Source organism: Enterococcus sp. DIV1094 (assembly GCF_017316305.2).
In the GTDB taxonomy this organism is placed as follows: Bacteria; Bacillota; Bacilli; order Lactobacillales; family Enterococcaceae; genus Enterococcus_B; species Enterococcus_B mangumiae.
On the sequence record NZ_CP147250.1, the window covers coordinates 1,346,894 to 1,370,773 of the forward strand.

The window sequence follows — 23,880 nt, forward strand, 5'->3', positions numbered from 1 at the left end:
AATAAAAAGCGTTTCGGCAATCACCGAAACGCTTTTTTCTTTTTATCTTGCTCTACGACGCTCACGTCTTGGACGCTTGTCATCACTGCCGTTTGTAGGATCGATGATACCGCCAAATGGTTGCCGTTTAAGATACCACAGATATAAGAGGAACAAGGCAATACATCCAATAAAGAGAAGTAAGCCAGGGATGAAACCATTTGGTAGATAGCTAAAGGTGATCGTATGCTCGCCTTTAGGCACTTCGATCATAATAAAGGCATCTTGGAATTTCTTTACAGGGACTTTTTCACCATCGATCTTAGCTGTCCAACCGCCATCGTAAGGGATCGTGGTTGCTACCATTGTTTTCTCCGTCGCATTGACTGTTCCTGTGGCTGTTCGGCCAGTCGTAGTCATCTCTACACCATTATTTCTGATTTGGTTGACTGCTGCTTGATAAGCCACTACGTCAAGTCCCACCACTTTTGGTTCCATAAAGCTGACTTCTTTTGTTCCGTAGAAGCTTGCAGTGAAAGTGACAGTTGTATCTTGTGGGTAATAACCTAAATCATAATATTGACCAGTGATATTGAGTTGAGATTTTCTAGATACTCCATTCACGGTAATAGTTGCTGTAGAGCTTTCTAATTGGGCAAAATTCGTTGGGAATAAACTTAGATACGCTTGAGTATTCGCCGGTACTTGAACTTCCCAAGTTAAATCTTTTGGTAAATTATTTGCTGTTTCTTTATACGTGACCCCATTTGTCGTGTTGACGATCTCTGTGTTTTCATGACTTTTTAGGGTCGGTGTGTAGAACGTAAAGAATTGTTGATTCAATCCAGAAAGAGCATTCATCAAATTCGTTTGACTCGTTAGGTTATCGGACACCGGTTGCTCGATCTCATTGATCGTCAAGGGTGCTTTAAACGCCAATGGCACAGCATTGTTGTTCTCGAACAACGTGTAGTTTTCCGTTTCTTTGACTGGTTGGAAACCATATTTATTGAAACTACTATCATTTTTAGCGATGTTGTATTTGATTCCCGTAAATCCATCCATCAGCAAGGTATTATTATTGTAGCGAATATTCAAATTTGTTCCTCTTGAACGGAAGCCTAAAGTGTCCAGATAGGAGGAGGAGTTACGATTTCTGATGGAAGAGAACATACTGATCCCGCTATAACCGTAGTTGATCGAATCATTTGGAGAAACAGGATCAAGGTTTTCTAAGCGATAAAAAGTATCTGAATCTTGTTTTGACGCGTCCACTAATGTTTTGATCTCAGGATATGGCTCTGTAAACAAACTTCGTGAGGCATAGTTCCAATCATCGAGAATCCCATGGATCATGCTATTTGTATTGACTGCTGCTTCGGCTGTCATTACTAGGAGCAAGAGGATACTCAATCGTTTCCAGTCAAACGGATGTTGTTGGAATAAGCCGATCGTCAAAGCATACAGTCCTAAAAAGACCAGCGTCAAAATAAAGGACGTAAGCGTGACATACGTATAGCTGTCAGCTGGTTTGATTCCCCAAGCGGTAGCAAAAGCAGCTGCTAGTACGATGATGACTCCTAGCAATCGTTTGTGATCGTTCTCCTGTACCTTTTCCCAACTTTGGGCTGCTAATAAGAGGACGAGGAAAGAAAACAGATACGAATAGCGGAATAAAAACATATTTGGCGCGTGCATCCCATGCCAGAATAAATTTAAAGGTACTAAATAGAAGCTAGCAATCAAGATTGCAAATAATCCGCCGAATAGCAACTTATTCTTTAACGGGAATTTACGACTGACAAAATAGAAGAGACACAATGCCAAAGGAAGTAACCCAGCATAGATAAAAGGAATCGAACCATATTTTGTCGTATCATAGACACCGACCATATTTTTCATCAATAGATCTAAATAAGAAGTCGCTTCTGTCTTTAAGGAGGTGATCTGCGTCAACGCTTCGCCATTGGAACGTAGATCGAGGATAGCTGGCAAGATGATCACCATCGAAGCGCCTCCTGCTAATAAGGAAGTGATGCCATAGGGTAAGATCGAACCTTTGTATACCCGCCAATTCGTCAGTAGTCGTGTGACAAAATATAAAAAGGAAAAAACACCGACCATGAAGCCCATATAAAAACTGGACAGGAATAAAAGCAAGTAGCTGACAAATAATAAAACGGGTTTCTTTTGATCCATTACCCGATGGATACCTAAAATGATCAAAGGAAGATAGATAAAGGTGTCTAACCACATAATGATCTGTGAATGGGCAGTGATAAATGAAATCGATGCATAACTCACACTTAATGCGACTTGTCCCCAATTTGGAATGCGATAGCTACGTGCTAAAAACCAGAAAGACAATCCTGCGAAACCAACCTTTAGTAAGGTGATGACATACAAGGCATCTGGCATCAGCTGATTAGGGAACAATAAAACGAGTGGGGTGAAAAGTCCACCCAAATAATAAGAAATCAATGATAGATAATTTAAACCAAGTGAAGCATTCCACGTGTAAAAAATGCTTTGTTTCCCTAACAACATGTTACGGAAGCTTGCATGAAAGTTTGAAAATTGTGAGAAAGCATCACTTGCCAGGATACTTCGATCACTTCCTGGATAAATACCGATACTTAAATATACCAATAAAAGAATCAGAAAAGGGATAAAGAAGCTAGCAGCTGCATAGCGGCCGTTTTCTTTTAAGAATTTTTTCAATGTTGTTTTCATTACAATTCAGTCACCAAATTTCTATAAGAAGTTATATTTAGTTTATCACATTCATGATTTTACTTGCTGAAAATACAATCAAATTCATAAAAAAATTACATTTAAAATTAAATAACATCAGTCTGTTTAAATTACATTTCTATTAAGAAAATAACATAAAATAAGAAAACACTTTCTACTTTAAAATAAAGTGTTGACAGGCGTTTGCAAATGCGTTATGTTTTATTTGTAACAATTATAAAAAAACATATACCTATCACTATCTTAGGGATAGTGGCACATAAAAGAAGACTTAAAACAATTATCTGGGTGATTGATTGTTTTAAGCCTTTTTTATTTTATCTACTTGATTCGAATGAGTTGAGAACATGTTTCTCATTTGATAATAATTCGTTAAAAATAAAAACCGTTCATTTTGTTGAACGGTTCAAATCATTTCATTCAATTATACGCGTTCAACTTTTCCTGATTTCAACGCACGAGTTGACACCCAAACTTTTTTAGGTTTGCCGTCGATCAATACGCGAACTTTTTGCAAGTTAGGTTTAACAGTACGTTTTGTTGAGTTCATCGCATGTGAACGGTTGTTTCCACTTGTTGTCTTGCGACCTGTAAAGTAACAAACTTTTGCCATGTAAATTTCCTCCTTTGCCTTGATTTGGAGCAATAGTAAATTCAGCTCATACCAGAATAACATATCATATAGCGTGGGAATTTGCAAGCATATTTTCATAGATCTGGTTGACATTTTCATTGATTAAATGTAACGTGAACAAGGTCTTTTCCTATTTTTTTCAATGGTTTTTGAGTACTTTAAGGGAACAACCTTTTATTTCCGTGGACGCTATGATAAAATGTGATAGTAGAAAAATGGGAATATTTTACCCGTTAAGGAGGCTCATTCATGGCTGTAAAAATTCAAACGTCAGCTGGAACCATTGAAATTACCAATGATGTCATCGCAACAGTTGTTGGTGGTGCCGCAACAGATGTATTTGGTGTTGTAGGAATGGCTAGCAAGAATCAAATCAAAGATAATATCACTGAAATTTTACGTAAAGAAAATTACTCAAGAGGAGTAGTTGTCCGCCAAGAAGCTAATGGGATCGCTGTAGATGTTTATACGATCATTAGTTATGGAACAAAAATTTCGGAAGTTTCTCGTAATGTCCAAGAAAAAGTGAAATATAACTTGGAGACTTTACTAGGTGTTACAGCCAATTCAGTAAATGTCTTCGTGCAAGGTGTTCGTGTACTGCCAGACTAGGCAGGAGACTTGCTGACTGTTCAGCAGTCGATCTGAAGGAGGATTATCTAGGTGAGTGTAACAGAAATTAGTGCAAGCCAATTCCAAGAAATGGTTCAGTCCGGTGCGAATCGGCTACAAAAAAATGCAGAATATGTCAATTCGCTAAATGTATTCCCGGTTCCCGATGGAGATACCGGTACAAATATGAATTTATCAATGACAAGTGGCGCAAAAGCCGTTGTTGATTCTACCTATGAAAAGGTAGGAGAATTAGCAGCGTTACTATCTAAAGGATTATTGATGGGTGCCCGAGGAAACTCTGGGGTCATTTTGTCTCAGTTGTTCCGTGGCTTTTCAAAACAAATCCCTGACGTGACTGTCTTAACAGCTACAGAATTAGCTGCGGCTTTCACTCATGGCGTTGAAACAGCTTATAAAGCAGTAATGAAGCCTGTCGAAGGAACGATTTTGACAGTTGCAAGAGAAGCTGCAAAAGCTGGTGAGAAAAAAGCAAAGTCAACAGATGACGTGATCGAAGTCATGACTGCTGTCGTCAAAGGTGGTAAACGCGCGTTAGCTAAAACACCTGATTTATTGCCTGTGTTAAAAGAAGTGGGCGTTGTTGATAGTGGCGGACAAGGTCTGCTATTTGTATATGAAGGTTTTCTAACTGCGTTGAATGGAGAATATCAAGCAGATGAAGTCTATGAACCATCTCCTGCTCAAATGGATGATATGGTGAACGCAGAACATCATCGTAGCGTGCAAGGTCAATTAGCTACTGAAGATATCCATTATGGTTACTGTACAGAAATCATGGTGAAGATCGGTGAAGGGCCGACAGTAGATAGTACATTCGATTATGAAGAATTCCGTAACTATCTAGATGGATTGGGTGACTCTCTATTAGTGGTCAATGACGATGAGATCATCAAAGTGCACGTGCATACAGAAAATCCTGGTGAAGTCATGAATTATGGTCAAAAATTCGGTTCCTTAGTGAAAGTCAAAGTAGACAACATGCGTCTACAACATGAAACGATCTTGGAACATGATCAAGCACCTTCAGCGCCTGTCGCACAAGCAAAACCTCGTGTGCCTTATGGAATCGTTGCAATTGCAGCGGGTAAAGGTGTGCAAGAGTTGTTTGAAAGTTTAGGAGCGAACTACGTGATCAGTGGTGGTCAAACGATGAATCCAAGTACGGAAGATATCGTGAAAGCAATCAACGAAGTAAACGCAGATAAAGTCATCATCTTACCAAACAACAAAAATATCTTTATGGCAGCTGACCAAGCTGCTGAGGTGGCTGAACTTCCAGTTGCTGTAGTACCTTCAAAAACGGTTTCTCAAGGTTTGACAGCGATGTTGTCCTTCAATGAGCAAGCTACTTTAGAAGAAAATAAAGCAACGATGACAGATATGCTTTCAAGCGTTGTCAGCGGTCAAGTGACGCATGCGATTCGTGACACGATGATCGATGGAGTGAAAATCACAGAAGGTGATTTCTTAGGAATGATCGATGGCAAGATCGTGATTTCTAATCCAGACATGTTAGCGACATCATTTGCTACGTTAGAGCAAATGATCAACGAAGATACTGAGATCGTTACGATTTTAATCGGAGAAGATGGTTCCGCAGAACAAGCACAAGCATTAGCGGATCAATTAAGCGAGAAACACGCTGAGTTAGAAATCGAGATCCATCAAGGGGATCAACCTGTCTATCCTTATTTATTCTCTGCTGAATAATGTAGAGTGAAGCCGATAGATGGAGCAGAAAATCATTTGAAAGGATCTTCGGTCAACGATCAGTGAATCGTTGACCAAGTTCCTTTTTTTGTTAAAGGAGGGGAGTCTTTTGCGTTCATTAGCTGATCCAGTCACAGTCCTAGCAGGTGTCGGTCAAAAAAGAGCGGATAGTTTAGCGAGTTTAGGCATCCATACGATCGAAGATTTGTTAACTTATTATCCTTTTCGTTATGAAGATATCCAAGAAAGAAATCTAAACGAAATCCAAGACCAAGAAAAAGTTACATTAAAAGGATTGGTTGTCTCTCCGCCAGTAATGAGCCGTTTTGGCTACAAAAAAAGCCGCTTGCAGTTTCGTATGATGCAAGATCATGAAGTTTTCAATGTGTCTTTCTTCAATCAACCTTATTTAAAAGATAAAGTCATTTTATCTGAAGAAATCGCCGTTTATGGGAAATGGGATGCAAAACGTAAAGCACTAAATGGGATGAAGATCCTTGGTTCGCAAAGCCCAGATGATTTCTCTCCCATCTATCACGTCAACAAATCCATTCGTCAAACGACTCTCGTCGATCTGATCCGCCGAGGATTTAGTGAGTATGGTGATTTTATTGAAGAGAATTTACCATTATCATTGGTTGAAAAATACCGTTTACTTGATCGTTCAACTGCTGTAAGAAGCATGCATTTTCCGCAAAATCATGAGGAAAATCATCAAGCCAAACGACGGATCGTCTTTGAAGAATTTTTTATGTTCCAGATGCAGTTACAAGGACTTAAAAAAGCAGAAAAATCGGAGAAGAACGGGCTTGAGATCCTTTATGATGTGGAACGGTTAAAACAGTTTACGAGAAAATTGCCCTTTGAATTAACGACGGCACAAAAACGTGTGACGAATGAGATTTGTCGAGATCTCCGTAATCCTCATCACATGCAGCGACTTTTACAAGGCGATGTAGGGAGTGGTAAAACCGTGGTTGCTGCTATTGCGTTATATGCGACAGTGACTGCTGGTTTTCAAGGAGCGCTGATGGTCCCAACAGAAATCTTAGCGCAACAACATATGGAAAGTTTATCCCAACTATTTGATCCCAATGAAGTAACAGTCGCGTTATTGACTGGTTCAACGAAAGCCAAAGAACGCCGAGAGCTTCTAGAACGTTTAGAAAATGGGGAGATCGATATCATCGTTGGCACACACGCATTGATCCAAGAAGGCGTGGCTTTCAAAAATCTTGGTTTAGTGATCACGGATGAACAACATCGGTTTGGTGTGAATCAACGAAAGGTCCTACGTGAAAAAGGTTGGCGACCTGATGTGCTGTTTATGACAGCAACACCTATCCCTCGAACCTTAGCAATCACAGCTTATGGTGAAATGGATGTGTCTGTGATCGATGAGCTTCCTGCTGGGCGGATTCCGATCGAAACAAGGTGGGTCAGAACCCCTCAACTAGATAGCGTGTTAGAATGGACGTATAAGGAACTACGCAAAGGGCATCAGATGTACGTGATTTGTCCACTGATTGAAGAGTCGGAAGCCTTAGATGTGAAAAATGCAGTGGAAATTTATGAAAAACTTCGTGAGTTATTTGCACCAGAATATGAAGTTGGCTTATTGCATGGTAAAATGAAGAATCAAGAAAAAGATCAGATCATGGAAACATTCAAAGAAAATCAACTCCAGATCTTAGTGTCGACGACAGTGATCGAAGTCGGGGTCAATGTGCCGAATGCAACGGTCATGCTGATCATGGATGCGGACCGTTTCGGTTTAGCCCAGCTACATCAGCTACGTGGGCGTGTCGGTCGGGGGAGTGAGGCTTCTTATTGTATCCTCGTGGCGAACCCTAAAAATGAATTAGGTGTCGAGCGGATGAAAATCATGACAGAAACCACGAATGGCTTTATCTTGAGTGAAAAAGATTTAGAGTTACGAGGGCCAGGGGAAGTATTCGGGTTTCGCCAATCTGGCTTGCCAGAATTTGCGATCGCAGATCTAGTCACAGATGGGAACGTCTTAGAGGTTGCCCGTGAGGAAGCTGCGGCAATCTGGCAAATCAAAGACTGGCAATTATTACCTGAGTATCAACCATTAACAGCCAAGCTACAATTAGACAACCAAGATAATCGTTATTTTGATTAATCGATTATCAATACGTTCAAAAATGATGACGAGGAGTGGAAACAATAATGAGAATTGCAGTAGATGCAATGGGCGGAGATCACGCACCACAAGCCATTGTGGAAGGCGTAGCTCTAGCACAAAAAGATTTTCCTGATTTAGAATTTGTTCTTTATGGTAAAGAACCAGAAATCAAGAAATATTTAACAGATCAAACAAATATCACGATCGTCCATACTGACGAAAAAATCAATAGTGATGATGAACCAGTCAAAGCCATCCGTCGCAAAAAAACGGCTTCTATGGTTTTAGCTGCACAAGCAGTCAAAAATGGGGAAGCAGATGCCATTTTTTCAGCGGGAAACACAGGGGCCCTATTAGCAGCCGGCTTATTTATTGTCGGACGTATCAAAAATATTGAACGCCCAGGATTGATGTCCACGTTGCCAGTTGTCGGCAAAGAAGGCGAAGGCTTTGATATGCTTGACTTAGGTGCAAATGCGGAAAATAAACCAGAGCATCTTTTACAATATGGTATCCTAGGTTCGTTTTATGCGAGAAAAGTTCGTGGAATTGGCCGTCCTCGCGTAGCATTGTTGAACAACGGAACGGAAGAAACTAAAGGCAGCGAATTGACGAAACAAGCGTTTGAACTCTTACAAAATGAAACAAGCTTGAACTTCATCGGGAATGTAGAAGCACGTGACCTATTGAATGGCGTAGCAGATGTCGTGGTCACGGATGGCTTTACTGGAAATGCGGTCTTGAAATCGATTGAAGGTACAGCGATGAACATGATGACATTGTTGAAATCTGCCATTTTGAATGAAGGCATTAAAGGGAAAATGGGTGCGTTACTGCTAAAAGACGGTTTGCGCTCATTGAAAGCTGAAATGGATTATTCAAAACATGGCGGCGCAGTTTTATTTGGATTGAAAGCACCAGTCATCAAAACACATGGTGCAACCGGACCAGAGGCTGTTCGCTATACGATCCGCCAGATTCATACGATGCTTGAAACCAACGTCGTAGGACAATTGGTCGAGCAATTTGAGAAAAAAGAGGACTGATTTTTCTGTGAATTGACAAGCTCATGGAGAAAAAAGGGTGGACATTCCCAAAAATTGTCAGTAAAATTAGCTATGGTGAAGAAAACGTAGTAGTTCTAAGAATTGTGGGGGTGAAAAAATTGACGCGTGAAGAAGTATTTAATAAAGTAGCTAAAATCATTTCGAATCACTTTGAAATGGATACCGACAAAGTGACAGATGAATTAAACATTAAAGATGATCTGAAAGCTGATTCAATTAGTATCATGGAATTCGTTCTTGAACTGGAGGATGAATTCGGAACAGAGATCTCTGATGAAGATGCTGAACAAATCGAAACAGTCGGCGGCGCCGTGGATTATATCAGCAATAACTTGAAATAAATTCAATGAATAAATACACAACAACCGATGAATGAATTGGCGAAAGCTAATTTCAAATCAAAGCCAAGAAAACAGAAATAGGTTTACTATTTCATGTTTTCTTGGCTTTTTCAGTTGTGTTTTTTTATGAAATAGTTTTTTTAAAGAGTAAGATCATGGAAGAAAAGGGAACGCCTTAACAGATTTTCCATTATTTTTATTCCGTATATTTTGTATAATTATGCTTTTGTAAATAAAAATGTTTTTTTAATAAACCCCGTTTTTTATCGGCGCCTGTTTTTTTGTCATGTTTTATAATAATTCTCATTTTATAAAAATAGTAGGATAAAGAGAAGGTTTGCTCTTCGCCTCATTTTTTTTTAATCTTTTTCTGATACTCACATAGTGACGTAAGATTTTTCAGATAATTCTGGCAACAATGTGAAATAATCTTGCAATATAAAACGGTTTTCTATATAATTATTAATAATAAATTACACACTCCTTAGAATGCTACTTATTTAATTTTTTGTTGTTTAAGTTGTTATTCAGTGTAGGATTATTTTTTTTATTAAAGAACTTCCATCGAGGAGCAGAGAGGGGTATTCGATTGTCAGATAATCAATTATTAGATGTTCAGAACCTACACACAGGCTTCCGTCTAAAAGATGAATATTACGATGCAGTAGACGACGTTTCTTTTACTTTAGATAAAAACGAGATCTTAGCCATCGTAGGTGAGTCTGGTTGCGGAAAAAGTACGTTAGCTACAACGATCATGGGGTTGTTGGATCCTAACAACACAAAGATCACAGGGGAGATCATGTACAATGATTTAAATTTAATTGAATTAAATGAAACGTTGTATAACAAAATTCGCGGAAATGATATTGGAATGATTTTCCAAGATCCGTTGTCTGCGTTAAACCCTCTGATGAGAATTGAAGACCAAATCAAAGAAGGTTTGTCTTATCATACAAAAATGACTGCTGATCAAAGACAGGCACGTGCATTGGAACTATTAGAACAAGTTGGGATCCCAAATCCTGCGCGAGTGGGTCGTCAATATCCGCATGAGCTATCAGGTGGTATGAGACAGCGTGTGATCATCGCAATCGCCATTGCATGTAAGCCGCCAATCATCATCGCAGATGAACCAACGACCGCTTTGGACGTAACGATCCAAGCACAGATTTTGGACTTATTGAAAGATTTACAAGAAGAAACAAAAACAGGGATCATTTTGATCACGCACGATTTAGGTGTCGTTGCTGAAATGGCCGATCGTGTTGCTGTAATGTACGGTGGACAATTTGTTGAAGTTGCGGGCGTCAAAGAATTATTTGAGAACCCAAAACACCCTTATACACAATCACTACTAAATTCGATTCCACAAGAAGGAAACCACGAAGCAGAATTACATGTGATCGAAGGGGTCGTTCCTTCATTGAAAAATATGCCACGAACAGGCTGTCGTTTTGCACCGCGGATTCCTTGGATTCCAGCGAGCGCTCACGAAGAAAATCCAGTGTTGCATGAAATCGCACCAAATCACATGGTACGTTGCTCATGTTATAAACATTTCCACTTTAGAGACGAAAAAGGAGAGGTGTAGATGTCAGAATTAATCACAATCAAAGATTTGAAAGTTCACTATCCTATTCGCAGTGGGTTTTTCAACCGAGTAACAGACCATGTCTATGCAGTAGACGGTGTCGATTTTATTATTGAAAAAGGAAAAACATATGGACTAGTTGGCGAATCAGGTTCTGGTAAATCCACAACTGGTAAAGCAGTGGTTGGTTTAGAAAAAGTGACCTCCGGAGAAATCATGTATGAAGGCAAAGACGTGACGAAAAGAAGTAACCGCAAAAAAATCGGTTATAACAAAGACGTCCAAATGATCTTCCAAGATTCGATGTCTAGTTTGAACCCGAAAAAACGCGTGTTGGATATCATCGCTGAACCGATCCGTAACTTTGAACGCTTGAGCGATCAAGAAGAAAAGAAAAAGGTCAAAAGCTTATTAGATATCGTTGGGATGCCAGAAGATGCGTTATACAAGTATCCACATGAATTTTCTGGTGGACAAAGACAGCGTTTGGGGGTTGCCCGAGCAGTCGCGACAAATCCTAAGTTGATCGTGGCAGATGAACCTGTTTCTGCCTTAGACTTATCCGTTCAGGCGCAAGTCTTGAACTTCATGAAACGCATCCAACAAGAATTTGGATTGAGCTATTTATTTATCTCTCATGACTTAGGTGTCGTAAAACACATGTGTGACAATATTGCGATCATGTACAAAGGTCGATTTGTTGAAATCGGTACACGAGAAGATATCTACAATGATCCACGCCACATCTATACAAAACGCTTACTATCTGCGATTCCACGAATCGATGTAGACAATCGGGAAATGCATAAACAAAACCGACGGAATGTTGAACGCGAGTATATCGAACATCAAAAAGATTACTACGACACAACAGGCCGAGTGTATGACTTACGTACATTAACCCCTACACACAAAGTAGCGTTGAAAGATGGAGGTGCTAGCTAATGTGGAAAACGATTCTACGAAGAGTTCTTTTAATGATCCCGCAAGTGATCATTCTTAGTGTGTTGATCTTTATACTAGCGCAAGCCATGCCTGGAGATCCTTTTACAGGATTGATCAACCCAAACCAAGACCCAGCTGTCATCGAGCAAATGCGTCAAGCAGCCGGACTGAACGATCCTTGGTATGAACAATATTTCCGTTGGATCGGAAATGCTGTACAAGGTGATTTCGGACAAAGTTTCTTATTCAAACGCCCTGTTGCCTATTTGATTGGTGAACGTGTCGTCAATACTTTGTATTTATCAGTTTTAACTGTAATTATTACGTATTTGATCGCTGTACCGTTAGGCATGTTGGCTGGTCGTTACCAAAATTCGATTTTGGACAAAGCAGTTGTTATCTATAACTTCTTTAGTTTTGCTGTTCCATTATTCATTTTTGGATTGATCATGTTATTCGTTTTTGGTTACCGTTTAGGCTGGTTCCCAACCAGTGGTTCTCAGACCTTAGGTTTCCAAGGAAACTTTATTGCTCAATGGTTTGATCGCTTGCAATACATTCTATTGCCAGCAATCACACAAGCCTTTTTAGCCACAGCTGTTACGATCCAGTATCTGCGTAGTGAAGTCATTGATTCAAAATCACTCGACTTTGTACGTACCGCTCGATCAAAAGGTGTGCCGACCAACAAAGTATTCAGTCGCCACATTTTCCGTAATGCAGCATTGCCAATGGCTTCTCAAATGGGGTATGAAATTACGTCATTGATCGCCGGATCTGTAGTTATCGAAAAGATCTTTGGTTACCCTGGTGTCGGAAAACTATTTATTGACTCAATCGGTCAACGTGATTATACCGTGATCACTGCCTTAGTCTTGATTTTAGGAATCGCAACGCTAGTCGGAACACTGCTGTCAGATATCATCATGAGCATTGTTGATCCGCGTATACGAATCCAATAAAAAAATCAAACAGAAGGGAGAATCGATCAATGAGTGATAAAAAGAAAGAAGTTACGCAAGAAAGTATCCCACCAATGGGGATACGAATGATTGCACGAGAATTTATAAAAGATAAAGTCGCCATTTTTTCACTGGCCTTACTAGTGATTTTGTTGTTAGTCATTTTTATTGGGGCAATCTTTATTGACCAAGATCAAGTAATGTTTGTTAGTATTTTTGATAAGTACGCAGAACCTGGTGCTATCTCCACTCAAGGAACAAAATTCCTTTTAGGAGCAGATGAAGGTGGACGTGATGTCTTCGGACAATTGATCATCGGGGCAAGAAACTCTGTCATGATCGGTTTTGCTATTACGATCTTGACTTCGATCATCGGGGTAGGTTTAGGGATCCTTTCAGGATTCTACGGTGGTATGATCGATAACATCTTGATGCGTATCGTCGATTTCATCATGATTTTACCGATCATGTTGATCATTATTGTATTTGTTTCAATTATTACGAACTATAATGTATGGTCATTCATCTTTATTATGAGTGCATTTTATTGGGTCGCTAAAGCCCGATTATTCCGAAGCAAAACATTATCCGAAGCAAGACGTGATTATGTCAGTGCTTCTAAAACAATGGGAACAAGTGATGTGAAAATCATGTTCCGTGAAATCATGCCGAACCTTAGCTCATTGATCATTACCAACTTGACAATGAACTTTGCGGCAAATATTGGGATCGAGACCACTTTGACTTTCTTAGGCTTCGGATTGCCAACCAATGTACCAAGTTTGGGAACATTGATCGGTTATGCAAGTAACGGTGAAGTTTTAGTGAATCGACAATGGATTTGGTTACCCGCGTCAATTCTGATTTTAGTCTTGATGTTGAGTATAAATTACGTTGGTCAAGCATTTAAGCGTTCTGCAGATGCGCGTCAACGGTTAGGATAAGAGAAGTGAAGGGGGAAAATAGGATATGAAGAAAACGATTTTTGGACTTGTCACACTGCTATCTGTTGCAACTTTAGCAGCGTGTGGAAATGGCGGCGGAACTAGTTCCTCAGGGAATAATTCGTCAGATAACGGGAGTGGTAGTGATTTAACGTTCCCACTAGCAACAACAAATAATGATGATGCAATCGAAGATGGCGAATTGAACGTTGCAGTAGCAACGGATAGCCAATTCAAAGGATTGTTCCAATGGGAATTTTATCAAGATGCCTTTGATAATGCATTTATGGCACCTTCTCATGAACCATTATTTACAAATGATGCCAACTTCACGATCACAAATGATGGTGCAGCTTCATTAGAGTTAGATGAAGATGCGAAAACAGCAACGATCACACTGAAAGACAATGTTAAGTGGTCTGACGGCGAGGACGTTACAGCAGATGACGTTATTTTCCCTTATGAAATCATCGGACATCCTGACTACACAGGTATTCGTTATGACGATACGTTCCGTAATATCGTCGGTATGGAAGAATATAACAGTGGTAGTGCCGATACGATTTCTGGAATTACTAAAGTAGATGACAAAACTGTTAAAATCGAATACAAAGAAATGAACCCAAGTATGCTTCAAGCAGGTGGCGGTATCTGGACATATGCTGCACCTAAACACACACTTGAAGGTGTTGAAGTCAAAGATATGGAATCAAGTGATCAAGTCCGCAAACATCCAGTGACATTTGGTCCATACTACATGAGCAATATCGTAGCTGGTGAATCAGTAGAGTACTTACCAAACGAACACTACTGGAACGGAACACCACCATTGAAGAAAATCACAATGAAATCATTGCCAACAGCAAGTGCGACAGAAGCATTGAATTCAAAATTATATGACATGATTTTCCAAATGCCAACGGATACTTTCGAAACTTACCAAGATATCGCTGGCTATACAAACTTAGGTCGTCCACAAACTTCATACACATATCTAGGATTCAAACTAGGTAAATGGGATGCTGATGAAGGAAAAGTTGCTTACGATCCAGATTCAAAAATGGCAGATAAGTCATTACGTCAAGCAATGGGTTACGCTTTAGATAATAATGCAGTAGGGGAACGTTTCTACGCAGGCTTGAGAAGCAACGGAACAACGTTGATCCCACCAGTATTTGCAGACTTCCATGATGATTCAATCGAAGGTTACACATTGAACCTTGATAAAGCAAACAAATTATTGGATGATGCAGGATTTAAAGATGTTGATGGCGATGGTATCCGTGAAGATAAAGACGGCAATAAATTGACGATCAACTTTGCATCAATGTCCGGTGGTGAAGTGGCACAACCATTAGCCGATTACTATATCCAACAATGGAAAGAAATCGGACTAGATGTTCAATATACAACTGGTCGTTTGATCGAATTCAACTCATTCTACGATCGTTTAGAAAATGATGATCCAGAAATTGATGTCTATCAAGCTGCTTGGAGCACAGGAACAGATCCAAACCCAACTGGCTTATGGGGCGCAAACGCTGCATTCAACTACACTCGTTATGAGTCAGAAGAAAACACAAAATTGATCAATGCAATCAACTCTTCAGAAGCATTTGATGAAGATTTCTTGAAAGAAGCTTATAGCAACTGGCAACAATATGCATTTGAAGAAGCATTTGCAATTCCAACATTATTCCGTAACGAAGTATTACCAGTCAACGACCGCGTAAGAGATTGGGACTGGTCATACGGAGCACCAAATCCATGGGCTACTGTAACTGTGACTTCAGATTCACGTTCATAATCAACAAATGATAAAAACGAATCAGCTCGAGATAGGCTTGTCCTATTCTCGGCTGGTTCTTTTTTTCTTTGTGAGTAGTAGGTGAAAGGTTCGTTGTCTTAAATCATTAATACATAACAAATAAACTATGGCTGTTTTTTAATCAGAAAAAAAGAAGAATAGATATTCTTTATAGACTTGTGAATATATAATTATTTGTGAAGGGAGAGGAATAATCAGATGTTTTAGTTTTGTTATTTTTATGCAATCTAAAAGTCACTGTAAATATCAGAACGAGAGCATGTGTTTACTGGAAGTAAGGCTGAAAGGTGGTGGATACAGAAATTGTAAGTGACTAAGATATAAATCTCGCTACACGATTAGGCGAAGGATACAAATATTCAATGACTTCGCCACTATTGTACGAAGTGTTTTTAGCTTATTTATATTTTAGCTACTTTTTTCTATTCATGATGAAAAAAATCTATCGAGGATTATTTATAGTTACAGTGTTAAGTTTCCTTTATGCGATTTCTTTTATTGGAAATGAGGGGATAAAGAGTGCGATCCCCAATGCTCATTCCGGTATTATGATCGAAGAAGCAAGTGGAACGATTCAAGAAGTCAACCAAACGATTTCTGCGTATGCAAAAAAACATCAAATAGCGATACATAAGTTAGTTTTTCGAATGGGCGAGTCCGGTGAGACGATAAAAGAAATTTATACGTTTGATCAAACGGAGCGTTCAGAATACTCTTTCACCCCAATAAAATCGGATGTCAACACATATTTTTATGATTATACAGAGATGAAGAATCAAGATGTGTTAGGTACGTATATAGTAACAGAAGCACCCCCATCTGAAATGGTGGCTGATTTTTATGAGCAAGGGATCAAATTGGAGATTGAGGAGATAAAATGGTTCTATTTGTTGACTGCGGGATTGTTAATGAGTATTGGCCAACTATTTTTGATTTTATTTGTCTTTGTGATCTTAGCTTTATTGTTTTATAAAGCTTCTCTGCGTAAGAAAATCGGTATCCTTGAGATGCTAGGGCGTCGTTGGTTAAAGGGTTCAATCAAGGATAGTTTCATTGATAGTGCGATTTACACCTTCATAATTGTTGCTTTTTCTTGGGGATTCCCACAATTGCAGTTTCTTTATCTACCTATTTTTTTCTGGGGCCTTTTAATGATTTGGGTGCTTCAATTATTTACGAGTTGGGTGATATTTTCGTTTGGTACGATTTCAGATAAGATAAAAGGAAGGAAACCTTACCGATTATTATTTCGTTTGAATATTTTATTAAAGATCGTTATCTTCACATTTGTCACTGTGCAAGCCAGTACGTTATCAAATAAAGTAATGGAGACACGTGAGCTTGAACGACAGCTCTCCCAATGGACAAGAGTTCCTGACTATTATCACTTGGGATTTAGTAGAGACACGAGTTTACTTGTAGATTTGGCAAAAAGTAAAGAGGTGCGACAGAAAGAACAAGTGTCAATCAATTCACGGCTACTTCCTTTGTTAGAACAATCAGAGCAAGCAGGCGGTATTTTTCTGCGGGACAATGAACTTGGCCACAATAGTCCGACACTAAGTTATATTCAAAATGATGCTTTTTGGTTAAGTAACCATCAGGCCATTCAGGAATTTGCTATTAAGGATGCGAATGGTCAATCGATTGACGCATTAGATGATTCTTTTTTCTATCTGCTTATTCCTGAAAATAAGCGAATGTATACAGAAATGATCATTCCAGAAGCCGAAGCTGAACTTGATTTTTATCAAAATTCTTTTGAGTACGAAACGAAAGCATACGAAGGCGAGTTAAAAATTCTTTATACGCAAGCAAATCAAGTCCTTTTTAACTATAATTTCCAACCCTACGAAAAAATTTTTTCTTCTAATCCAATTATCGTCTCCATGTCACTGCCATTGATCCAACCGAATATCGAAATATGGCTCCAGGATATCTCAAATGGCACTTATTTATTTCGAGATCCTCAACTTGTTCAAGAATTTATTGAAGAGAATCATATGGAACATGATTTTTATGGATTGATTGCTGTCAAAGATAGCATCAATCAAGTGCTTGTGAGTGTGAGACGTGAGTATTATACAACCGTAAGCATTCTTTTCCTGATCCTCATTGGTTTTGTGTTCGTCCAGATCTATTTGAGTCTAGTGTATGTAGAAATGAATAAGAAAAAACTATTTCTCAAATATATTACGGGTTGGACACTACTCCAAAGGCATCATAAGTATTACATGAAAGTATTAGGTATTTCTGGGGTTGTCGCGTTGATTCTGTCATTTATCCATCATGCTTGGTGGCAAATTTTAATTTTATTACTACTATTTGAATCATGTGTCCTTCTATTCGCTACGTATTTCTCAGAAAAAAGGAAACGTCTGGAGGTGATCAAATATGATTGAAGCAAAAAAAATCAGTAAAAAGTATAAGGGAAAAGTGATTTTTGACAATGTCTCTTTACAGTTAGCGACTGGTTCGATAACTGTGATCACAGGAAGTAGTGGTGTTGGGAAAACGACGTTATTAAACTGCTTAGGACAACTTGAACCAATTGATTCTGGTGAAATATGGCTCGACAATCAATTACTCCATCACAAAAGTAAAAAACGCTTTTTTCGTGAGTATGCAGGATTTTTATTTCAAAACTTTGCATTGATCGATAATGAAACGGTCAAGCAAAATTTAAAATTAGTAGTAAACGAAGAGGAGAAAATGATTGCTGCGCTTCGTAAGTTTCAAACGGAAGATTTATTGCATCAAAAAGTATTTCGTCTAAGCGGTGGCGAACAACAGCGCGTCGCATTAGCTCGTTTATTTTTACAAAGGCCTAAGATTGTTTTTGCGGATGAACCTACTGCCTCTTTAGATAGAGGGAATCGCCAACTCGTGATCGATGCATTGAAAGAATTGAATGAACAAGGAGTGACGATCGTCTTAGTCACCCATGACTTAGATTTGGCAGAACAGCTAGGTGGGCAAATCGATATGAAACAACTATTGATCAAGAAAAAGTTGTGATAGGTATAACTGAACTACGAATAGACGGTAAGATATGTTTCATCAAATTTCTTATCTTTTATTCGTAGTGTTTTTTTATTAATAGGATTTTCCAACATGGTTTATAAAGCTTTTCATACCTTTTGTCTCAACCATTTCATATTTTATAAAAAACCAGTATAATAAGGAAGTATTGAAAAAATAGCCATAAAGGAATGTGGGAAATGGACAATCAGCTAACAAAAGAATTGAAAGAGAAGTATAGCATCGTTTTTCACGATTTAAACTTGCTTGAACAAGCTTTTACCCATTCATCCTATGTGAATGAGCATCGCAATTTGCAACTGTCGGACAACGAACGTCTTGAGTTTTTAGGAGATGCTGTATTAGAGTTGATGGTTTCAGAATATCTGTATCGTTTGTATCCAGATATTCCAGAAGGAAAATTGACCAAAACTCGTGCAGCTATCGTACGTGAAGATAGTTTATCCAAATTTGCCAAGGAATGTCATTTTGATCAGTATATCCTGTTAGGAAAAGGTGAGGAGAACTCTGGTGGACGCACACGTCCAGCACTTCTTTGTGATTTGTTTGAAGCCTTTTTAGGAGCATTGTACCTTGATCAAGGATTTGACGCAGCACATGCGTTTATTGAAACAGTGATTTTTCCGAAGGTTCGTGCAGGTGCTTTTTCCCATGAGATGGATCACAAAACAAAATTACAAGAAGTATTGCAAAAAGCAGGAGATGTATTGATCGAATATCGTTTGATCAACGAAGAAGGGCCAGCACACGAACGTATTTTTTGGATCGAAGTATACGTTGATGATCGGTTGATTGGGACTGGACAAGGAAAATCGAAAAAATTAGCAGAACAAGCTGCTGCTGAGAATGCTTTGGCAGCACTAAGTAAGTGAGGGAAAGACTTCGTGTATTTAAAACGCATTGAAATAGCCGGCTTTAAATCGTTTGCAGACAAAACAATCATTGAGTTTGAAAATAGCGTCACAGCGGTCGTTGGACCAAACGGTAGTGGGAAAAGCAATATTACCGAGGCCATCCGTTGGGTGCTAGGAGAACAGTCTGCGAAAAGCCTTCGTGGTGGGAAAATGCCGGATATTATTTTTGCCGGTTCTGATTCTCGCAAACAATTGAATGTCGCTGAAGTAACCGTCGTATTAGACAACTCAGATCATTACTTACCACTAGAATATAGTGAGATCAGTGTCACACGTCGTTACCGTCGAACAGGTGAAAGTGAATTTTTCATCAATAAACAGCCTTGTCGTTTGAAAGACATCCAAGAATTATTCATGGATTCAGGTTTGGGTAAAGAATCTTTTTCGATCATCTCTCAAGGGAAAGTCGAAGCGATTTTTAGTAGTAAACCCGAAGATCGACGTGGGATCTTTGAAGAAGCAGCAGGAGTCTTGAAATATAAACAACGCAAGAAGAAAGCGGAGCAAAAGCTTTTTGAAACAGAGGATAATCTAAGCCGTGTCCAAGATATCATCCATGAACTTGAAGAGCAATTAACTCCTTTGGCCGCCCAGAGTGAGGCAGCTAAGGAGTTTTTACGATTAAAAGAAACATTGACAAAGACCGATATCTCCTTAATGATTGCGGAAATCAAGGCTGCAAAAAAAGAGTGGGATGAACGACAAGTACAATTGGATCAGTTCAATCAATCGTTGACGTCATTAACGACACAGATCCAAACGAAAGAACAATTATTAGCAGACAAACGCAAACAAAACAATCAAGCCGATCGCATGATCGAAAAAAATCAACAAACCTTGTTAGCCTTGTCAGAAAAATTGAAGCAAACCGAAGGACAAAAAGAAGTTTTACTTGAGCGAACGAAGCATACCCAAAAAAGCTCAAAAGAATACCAAGCTTCTCTAGCTGAAGTGCAAGAAAAAGTAGCTCACTTTGAAGACTTACAAGCGACATTGACACAAGAAGTAAGTCAAAAAGAAGCAGAGATCCAACAAGCTGAAAAAGCACTGATGAGTACGCAACAAGAGTTGGAGAAATACCAAAAATCAACGAAAGAACTATTGGCAGAACTACGCGATCAGTATGTCGATTTGATGCAAGAACAAGCGACTGTCGGCAATGAATTGAAATATTTGGAGCGTCAATATATCCAAGAAACTTCTAAAAGCCAACAAACATTAGCCAAACAATCAGAAGTGGAAGCCAATGTAGCAGAAATGTCCGCCAAACAAATCGAGCTGACGAAGCGACATGAAAAACTACAGCACGCATTGAATGAGGTCAAAGCTTCACTTGAAGATGTCCAAACCAAAGGGAAAAAAGCGCAAGATCTGTTAGCCAAAGAACAGCCGAAAATGTATCAACTGATGAATCAAGTCCAACAATTACGGGCACGTCAAAAAAGTCTGCAAGAAATCCAAGAAAATTATTTTGGGTTCTATCAAGGTGTTCGGTTGATCTTACAACAAAAACAACGGCTTTCTGGGATCGTTGGTGCAGTTGCTGAGTTGATCGATGTTCCAGCTGATTATACATTAGCCATCGAAACAGCTTTAGGTGGGTCAGCGCAACATGTCATTGTTGAAAATGAAAGTGACGCACGTCAAGCAATCACTTATTTGAAACAGCAAAAAGGTGGCCGAGCAACGTTTCTACCACTGACGACGATCAAACCTCGCCAACTACCCGCGCATATATTTGCTCAAGCGCAAACAGTTGAAGGTTTTATCGGGATCGCGAGCGAACAAGTGACTTATCCTGAACAGATCCAAACCATCGTTCATAATTTATTAGGGACGATTCTCTTAGCGAAAGATTTAGCAAGTGCCAATGCAATCGCCCAACAGATTCGTTACCAGTATCGTGTTGTCTCATTAGAAGGAGACGTCATGAATGCCGGTGGTTCAATGACTGGTGGAGCGACTAAGCGAGGCAATCAAGGAAGTTTGTTTGCACAAAATCAAGAATTAAAACAATTGACGAGTGAGTTCCAACAAGCGGATCAGGAATTGCAGAGTCAAGAAAAGAAAGTGCAAGCATTACAACAAGAAGTAACAGTTTTAGCAGAAGAACAAGAACGCCTACGGACACAAGGCGAACAGTTACGCTTTGAAGAACAAGAAGTAGCCAATCAGCGGCAAAATGTAGCTAACGAATTAACTCGTTTTGAAAAAGAGCAACAAATCTCAAGCTATGAAACACGAGAATTGCAACAATTCATGGAGAACTACCAAAAACAACAAAAAGAGCTTTTGACCAAACAGCAAGAACTTGAAGTCCAACGTCAAGAGATCGATACTGAAATCAGTTCATTGAGTCAAGAAAGTGACAAAATGGAAGAACGCCGTGCGCAGATCCAAGAAAAACAAGCGCAAGAACAAGCGTCACTAGCAGTGTTGAAAGAACAATACAATCACTTGCAGATCCAATTACGTGGCGCACGCGTACAAAAAAATGAAGCATTAGCCAAACAAGAAGGATTGGAACAGCAACTACACGCATTAACTGCGGATTTTTCTGATCATGAACTGACAGAAGAGAGTTTAGATCAACGAATCACTGACCTAGCCGCAGAAAGAGATCGCCTAAAAGCTTCTCTGGAAGAAGCAAAAGTGACACGTGAAGAAATGCAAACAGCAATCGATGCACTAGATACCGAACTGTTAGCTGAAAACCGCAAGCAAAAAGGGCTTTTAACAGAGCAATCACAATTAGAGGTACAAAAGAATCGTGCGGAAATGATTTTGGACAATCATTTGAATTACTTGCAAACTGAGTACCAGATGAATTATGAAAAAGCTTGTGAAGCTTATGAAGAAACGACGGATGTAGCAAATAGCCGAGTAGAAGTTGCTTCGTTGAAACAACAAATCGATCGTTTAGGACCGGTGAATCTTAATGCGATCGAACAGTACGAACAAGTCAATGAACGCCATACTTTCCTGGCTGCACAACGTGATGATTTATTATCAGCGAAAGACCAATTATTTGAAACGATGGATGAAATGGACGATGAGGTACGGACCCGCTTTAAAGAAGTGTTTGAAGCGATTCGTCAAGAATTCAAAATCGTTTTTCCAAATATGTTTGGTGGTGGACACGCAGAGCTTGTATTGACTGATCCAACTGATTTGTTGCAGACAGGGATTGAGATCGAGGTACAACCACCAGGGAAAAAACTACAAAGTTTAAGCCTGCTTTCTGGAGGCGAACGAGCCTTGACTGCGATTGCCTTGCTCTTTTCAATCATTCGCGTTTGTCCAGTACCGTTTTGTATTTTGGATGAGGTCGAGGCAGCGTTAGATGAAGCCAATGTCAAACGCTTTGGTCGTTACCTCAGCGAGTTTCAAGATGATACACAGTTTATTGTGGTCACCCATCGTAAAGGGACGATGGTAGCTGCGAATGTCTTGTATGGTGTGACGATGCAAGAGTCTGGGGTTTCAAAAATCGTCTCTGTCCGCATGGAAGATATCAATGAAGAAGGAAGAATGAGCGAAACGAAAGTGTAGGGGACAAAATGATCAAATTAATCGCTATCGATTTAGATGGAACATTATTGAATGAAGAAAAGAAAATCTCGCCTGAGAATAAAGAGGCGTTGACTAAAGCAAAAGCCCAAGGCGTAAAAATCGTCTTATGTACGGGGCGCCCATTAGCTGCGATGGCCCATTATTTACAAGAACTAGGCTTAGTAGAAGAAGGCGATTATAGCATTACCTTCAATGGTGGCTTAGTCCAAAAGAACGATACAGGTGAAATCATCGAGAAAAAAGCGATGGCTGTTTCGGATATCCACCGACTTTATGCGTTGAGCCAAGAGCTAGACTTGCCATTGGACGTTTTGTCGGATAATGTCGTTTTGCAATTACCGAGTGCGCCCAGAAAACAATCATTGTACAATGTTTTAAACAACTTATTGCAATTCCAACCAGCAGAACTAGCTGATATCACGGATGAGTTTGTGTTGAATAAAGCAGTCATTGCCTATGAGCAAGACGAACTAGATGCAAAAATCAAGGAAATCCCAAGCGCTTATTATGATTCGTATGAAGTGATCAAAACGCGCAACGTTTTATTAGAGTTTATGCCAAAAGGTGTGACTAAGGCGTATGGTATTTCTTTACTGGCAAAAGATTTAGGTCTTGAACGTAGTGAGATCATGGCAATCGGAGATGAAGAAAACGATCTGCCAATGATCGAATACGCAGGGCTGGGTGTTGCGATGGAAAATGCGGTACCTTTTGTCAAAGAAGCGGCTGATCATGTTACGGCAAGTAATATCGAACATGGGGTAGCACAAGCAATCAAACAATTTGTTTTAAAGTAAAGGAGGTATAA

General features: G+C 39.4%; 17 protein-coding genes. 15 read left to right on the plus strand and 2 right to left on the minus strand.

Features of this window, described 5'->3' with window-relative positions; genetic code table 11:
* Window positions 1-42: 42 nt before the first annotated feature.
* Both DOK79_RS06580 and rpmB read right to left on the minus strand, forming a co-directional pair.
* Window positions 43-2,712, minus strand: a complete 2,670-nt coding sequence (locus DOK79_RS06580) for a YfhO family protein (RefSeq protein ID WP_206854593.1) — start codon at window positions 2,710-2,712, stop codon at window positions 43-45.
* 445 nt (window positions 2,713-3,157) lie between these two features.
* Window positions 3,158-3,346 carry a 50S ribosomal protein L28 gene (rpmB, locus tag DOK79_RS06585; protein WP_206854589.1) on the minus strand — a complete coding sequence of 63 codons (189 nt, stop codon included), beginning with the start codon at window positions 3,344-3,346 and terminating at the stop codon, window positions 3,158-3,160.
* 270 nt (window positions 3,347-3,616) lie between these two features.
* Between rpmB and DOK79_RS06590 the strand changes: the two genes are divergently transcribed.
* The 15 genes from DOK79_RS06590 (at window position 3,617) to DOK79_RS06660 (ending at window position 23,869) form a co-directional block, all read left to right on the plus strand.
* On the plus strand, window positions 3,617-3,979 hold the full coding sequence (locus tag DOK79_RS06590) for an Asp23/Gls24 family envelope stress response protein (RefSeq protein WP_010720424.1): 363 nt from the start codon (window positions 3,617-3,619) through the stop codon (window positions 3,977-3,979).
* Window positions 3,980-4,030: 51 nt separating this feature from the next.
* Window positions 4,031-5,713 carry a DAK2 domain-containing protein gene (locus DOK79_RS06595; RefSeq protein WP_206854587.1) on the plus strand — a complete coding sequence of 561 codons (1,683 nt, stop codon included), beginning with the start codon at window positions 4,031-4,033 and terminating at the stop codon, window positions 5,711-5,713.
* A 109-nt stretch (window positions 5,714-5,822) separates the two neighbouring features.
* The gene (recG, locus tag DOK79_RS06600) at window positions 5,823-7,859 is read left to right on the plus strand and encodes an ATP-dependent DNA helicase RecG (RefSeq protein ID WP_206854584.1); all 2,037 of its coding nucleotides are present in this window, start codon (window positions 5,823-5,825) and stop codon (window positions 7,857-7,859) included.
* A gap of 47 nt (window positions 7,860-7,906) precedes the next feature.
* Window positions 7,907-8,908, plus strand: a complete 1,002-nt coding sequence (gene plsX, locus DOK79_RS06605) for a phosphate acyltransferase PlsX (RefSeq protein ID WP_206854582.1) — start codon at window positions 7,907-7,909, stop codon at window positions 8,906-8,908.
* Window positions 8,909-9,027: 119 nt separating this feature from the next.
* Entirely contained in the window at window positions 9,028-9,270 is a 243-nt protein-coding gene (gene acpP / locus DOK79_RS06610; protein ID WP_206854789.1) for an acyl carrier protein, read from the plus strand.
* A 589-nt stretch (window positions 9,271-9,859) separates the two neighbouring features.
* Complete coding sequence (locus DOK79_RS06615) at window positions 9,860-10,864, plus strand: ABC transporter ATP-binding protein (RefSeq protein ID WP_071867772.1); 1,005 nt, start codon at window positions 9,860-9,862, stop codon at window positions 10,862-10,864.
* Entirely contained in the window at window positions 10,865-11,809 is a 945-nt protein-coding gene (locus DOK79_RS06620) for an ABC transporter ATP-binding protein (protein WP_206854579.1), read from the plus strand. It abuts the gene before it with no gap.
* Window positions 11,809-12,771 carry an oligopeptide ABC transporter permease gene (gene opp4B, locus DOK79_RS06625; protein ID WP_206854576.1) on the plus strand — a complete coding sequence of 321 codons (963 nt, stop codon included), beginning with the start codon at window positions 11,809-11,811 and terminating at the stop codon, window positions 12,769-12,771. The genes DOK79_RS06620 and opp4B overlap by 1 nt, the downstream gene beginning before the upstream one ends.
* Window positions 12,772-12,800: 29 nt before the next feature.
* Window positions 12,801-13,715, plus strand: coding sequence for an ABC transporter permease (locus tag DOK79_RS06630; RefSeq protein WP_206854572.1), 915 nt, complete (start codon window positions 12,801-12,803; stop codon window positions 13,713-13,715).
* A gap of 25 nt (window positions 13,716-13,740) precedes the next feature.
* The gene (locus DOK79_RS06635; RefSeq protein ID WP_206854570.1) at window positions 13,741-15,522 is read left to right on the plus strand and encodes an oligopeptide ABC transporter substrate-binding protein; all 1,782 of its coding nucleotides are present in this window, start codon (window positions 13,741-13,743) and stop codon (window positions 15,520-15,522) included.
* A 383-nt stretch (window positions 15,523-15,905) separates the two neighbouring features.
* Window positions 15,906-17,945 (plus strand): DUF1430 domain-containing protein, encoded by a 2,040-nt coding sequence (locus tag DOK79_RS06640; protein WP_339093170.1) that lies wholly within the window; start codon window positions 15,906-15,908, stop codon window positions 17,943-17,945.
* Window positions 17,938-18,561 (plus strand): ATP-binding cassette domain-containing protein, encoded by a 624-nt coding sequence (locus DOK79_RS06645; RefSeq protein ID WP_206854568.1) that lies wholly within the window; start codon window positions 17,938-17,940, stop codon window positions 18,559-18,561. Before DOK79_RS06640 ends, DOK79_RS06645 begins: the two co-directional genes overlap by 8 nt.
* Window positions 18,562-18,764: 203 nt before the next feature.
* Window positions 18,765-19,457: a ribonuclease III gene (gene rnc, locus DOK79_RS06650; protein ID WP_206854565.1), complete on the plus strand. Its 693-nt coding sequence runs from the start codon at window positions 18,765-18,767 to the stop codon at window positions 19,455-19,457.
* 12 nt (window positions 19,458-19,469) lie between these two features.
* On the plus strand, window positions 19,470-23,051 hold the full coding sequence (gene smc / locus DOK79_RS06655) for a chromosome segregation protein SMC (protein WP_206854563.1): 3,582 nt from the start codon (window positions 19,470-19,472) through the stop codon (window positions 23,049-23,051).
* A gap of 8 nt (window positions 23,052-23,059) precedes the next feature.
* A complete protein-coding gene (locus DOK79_RS06660) occupies window positions 23,060-23,869 on the plus strand; it encodes a Cof-type HAD-IIB family hydrolase (RefSeq protein ID WP_206854560.1) in 810 nt (269 codons plus the stop codon).
* The last annotated feature ends 11 nt before the right edge of the window (window positions 23,870-23,880 follow it).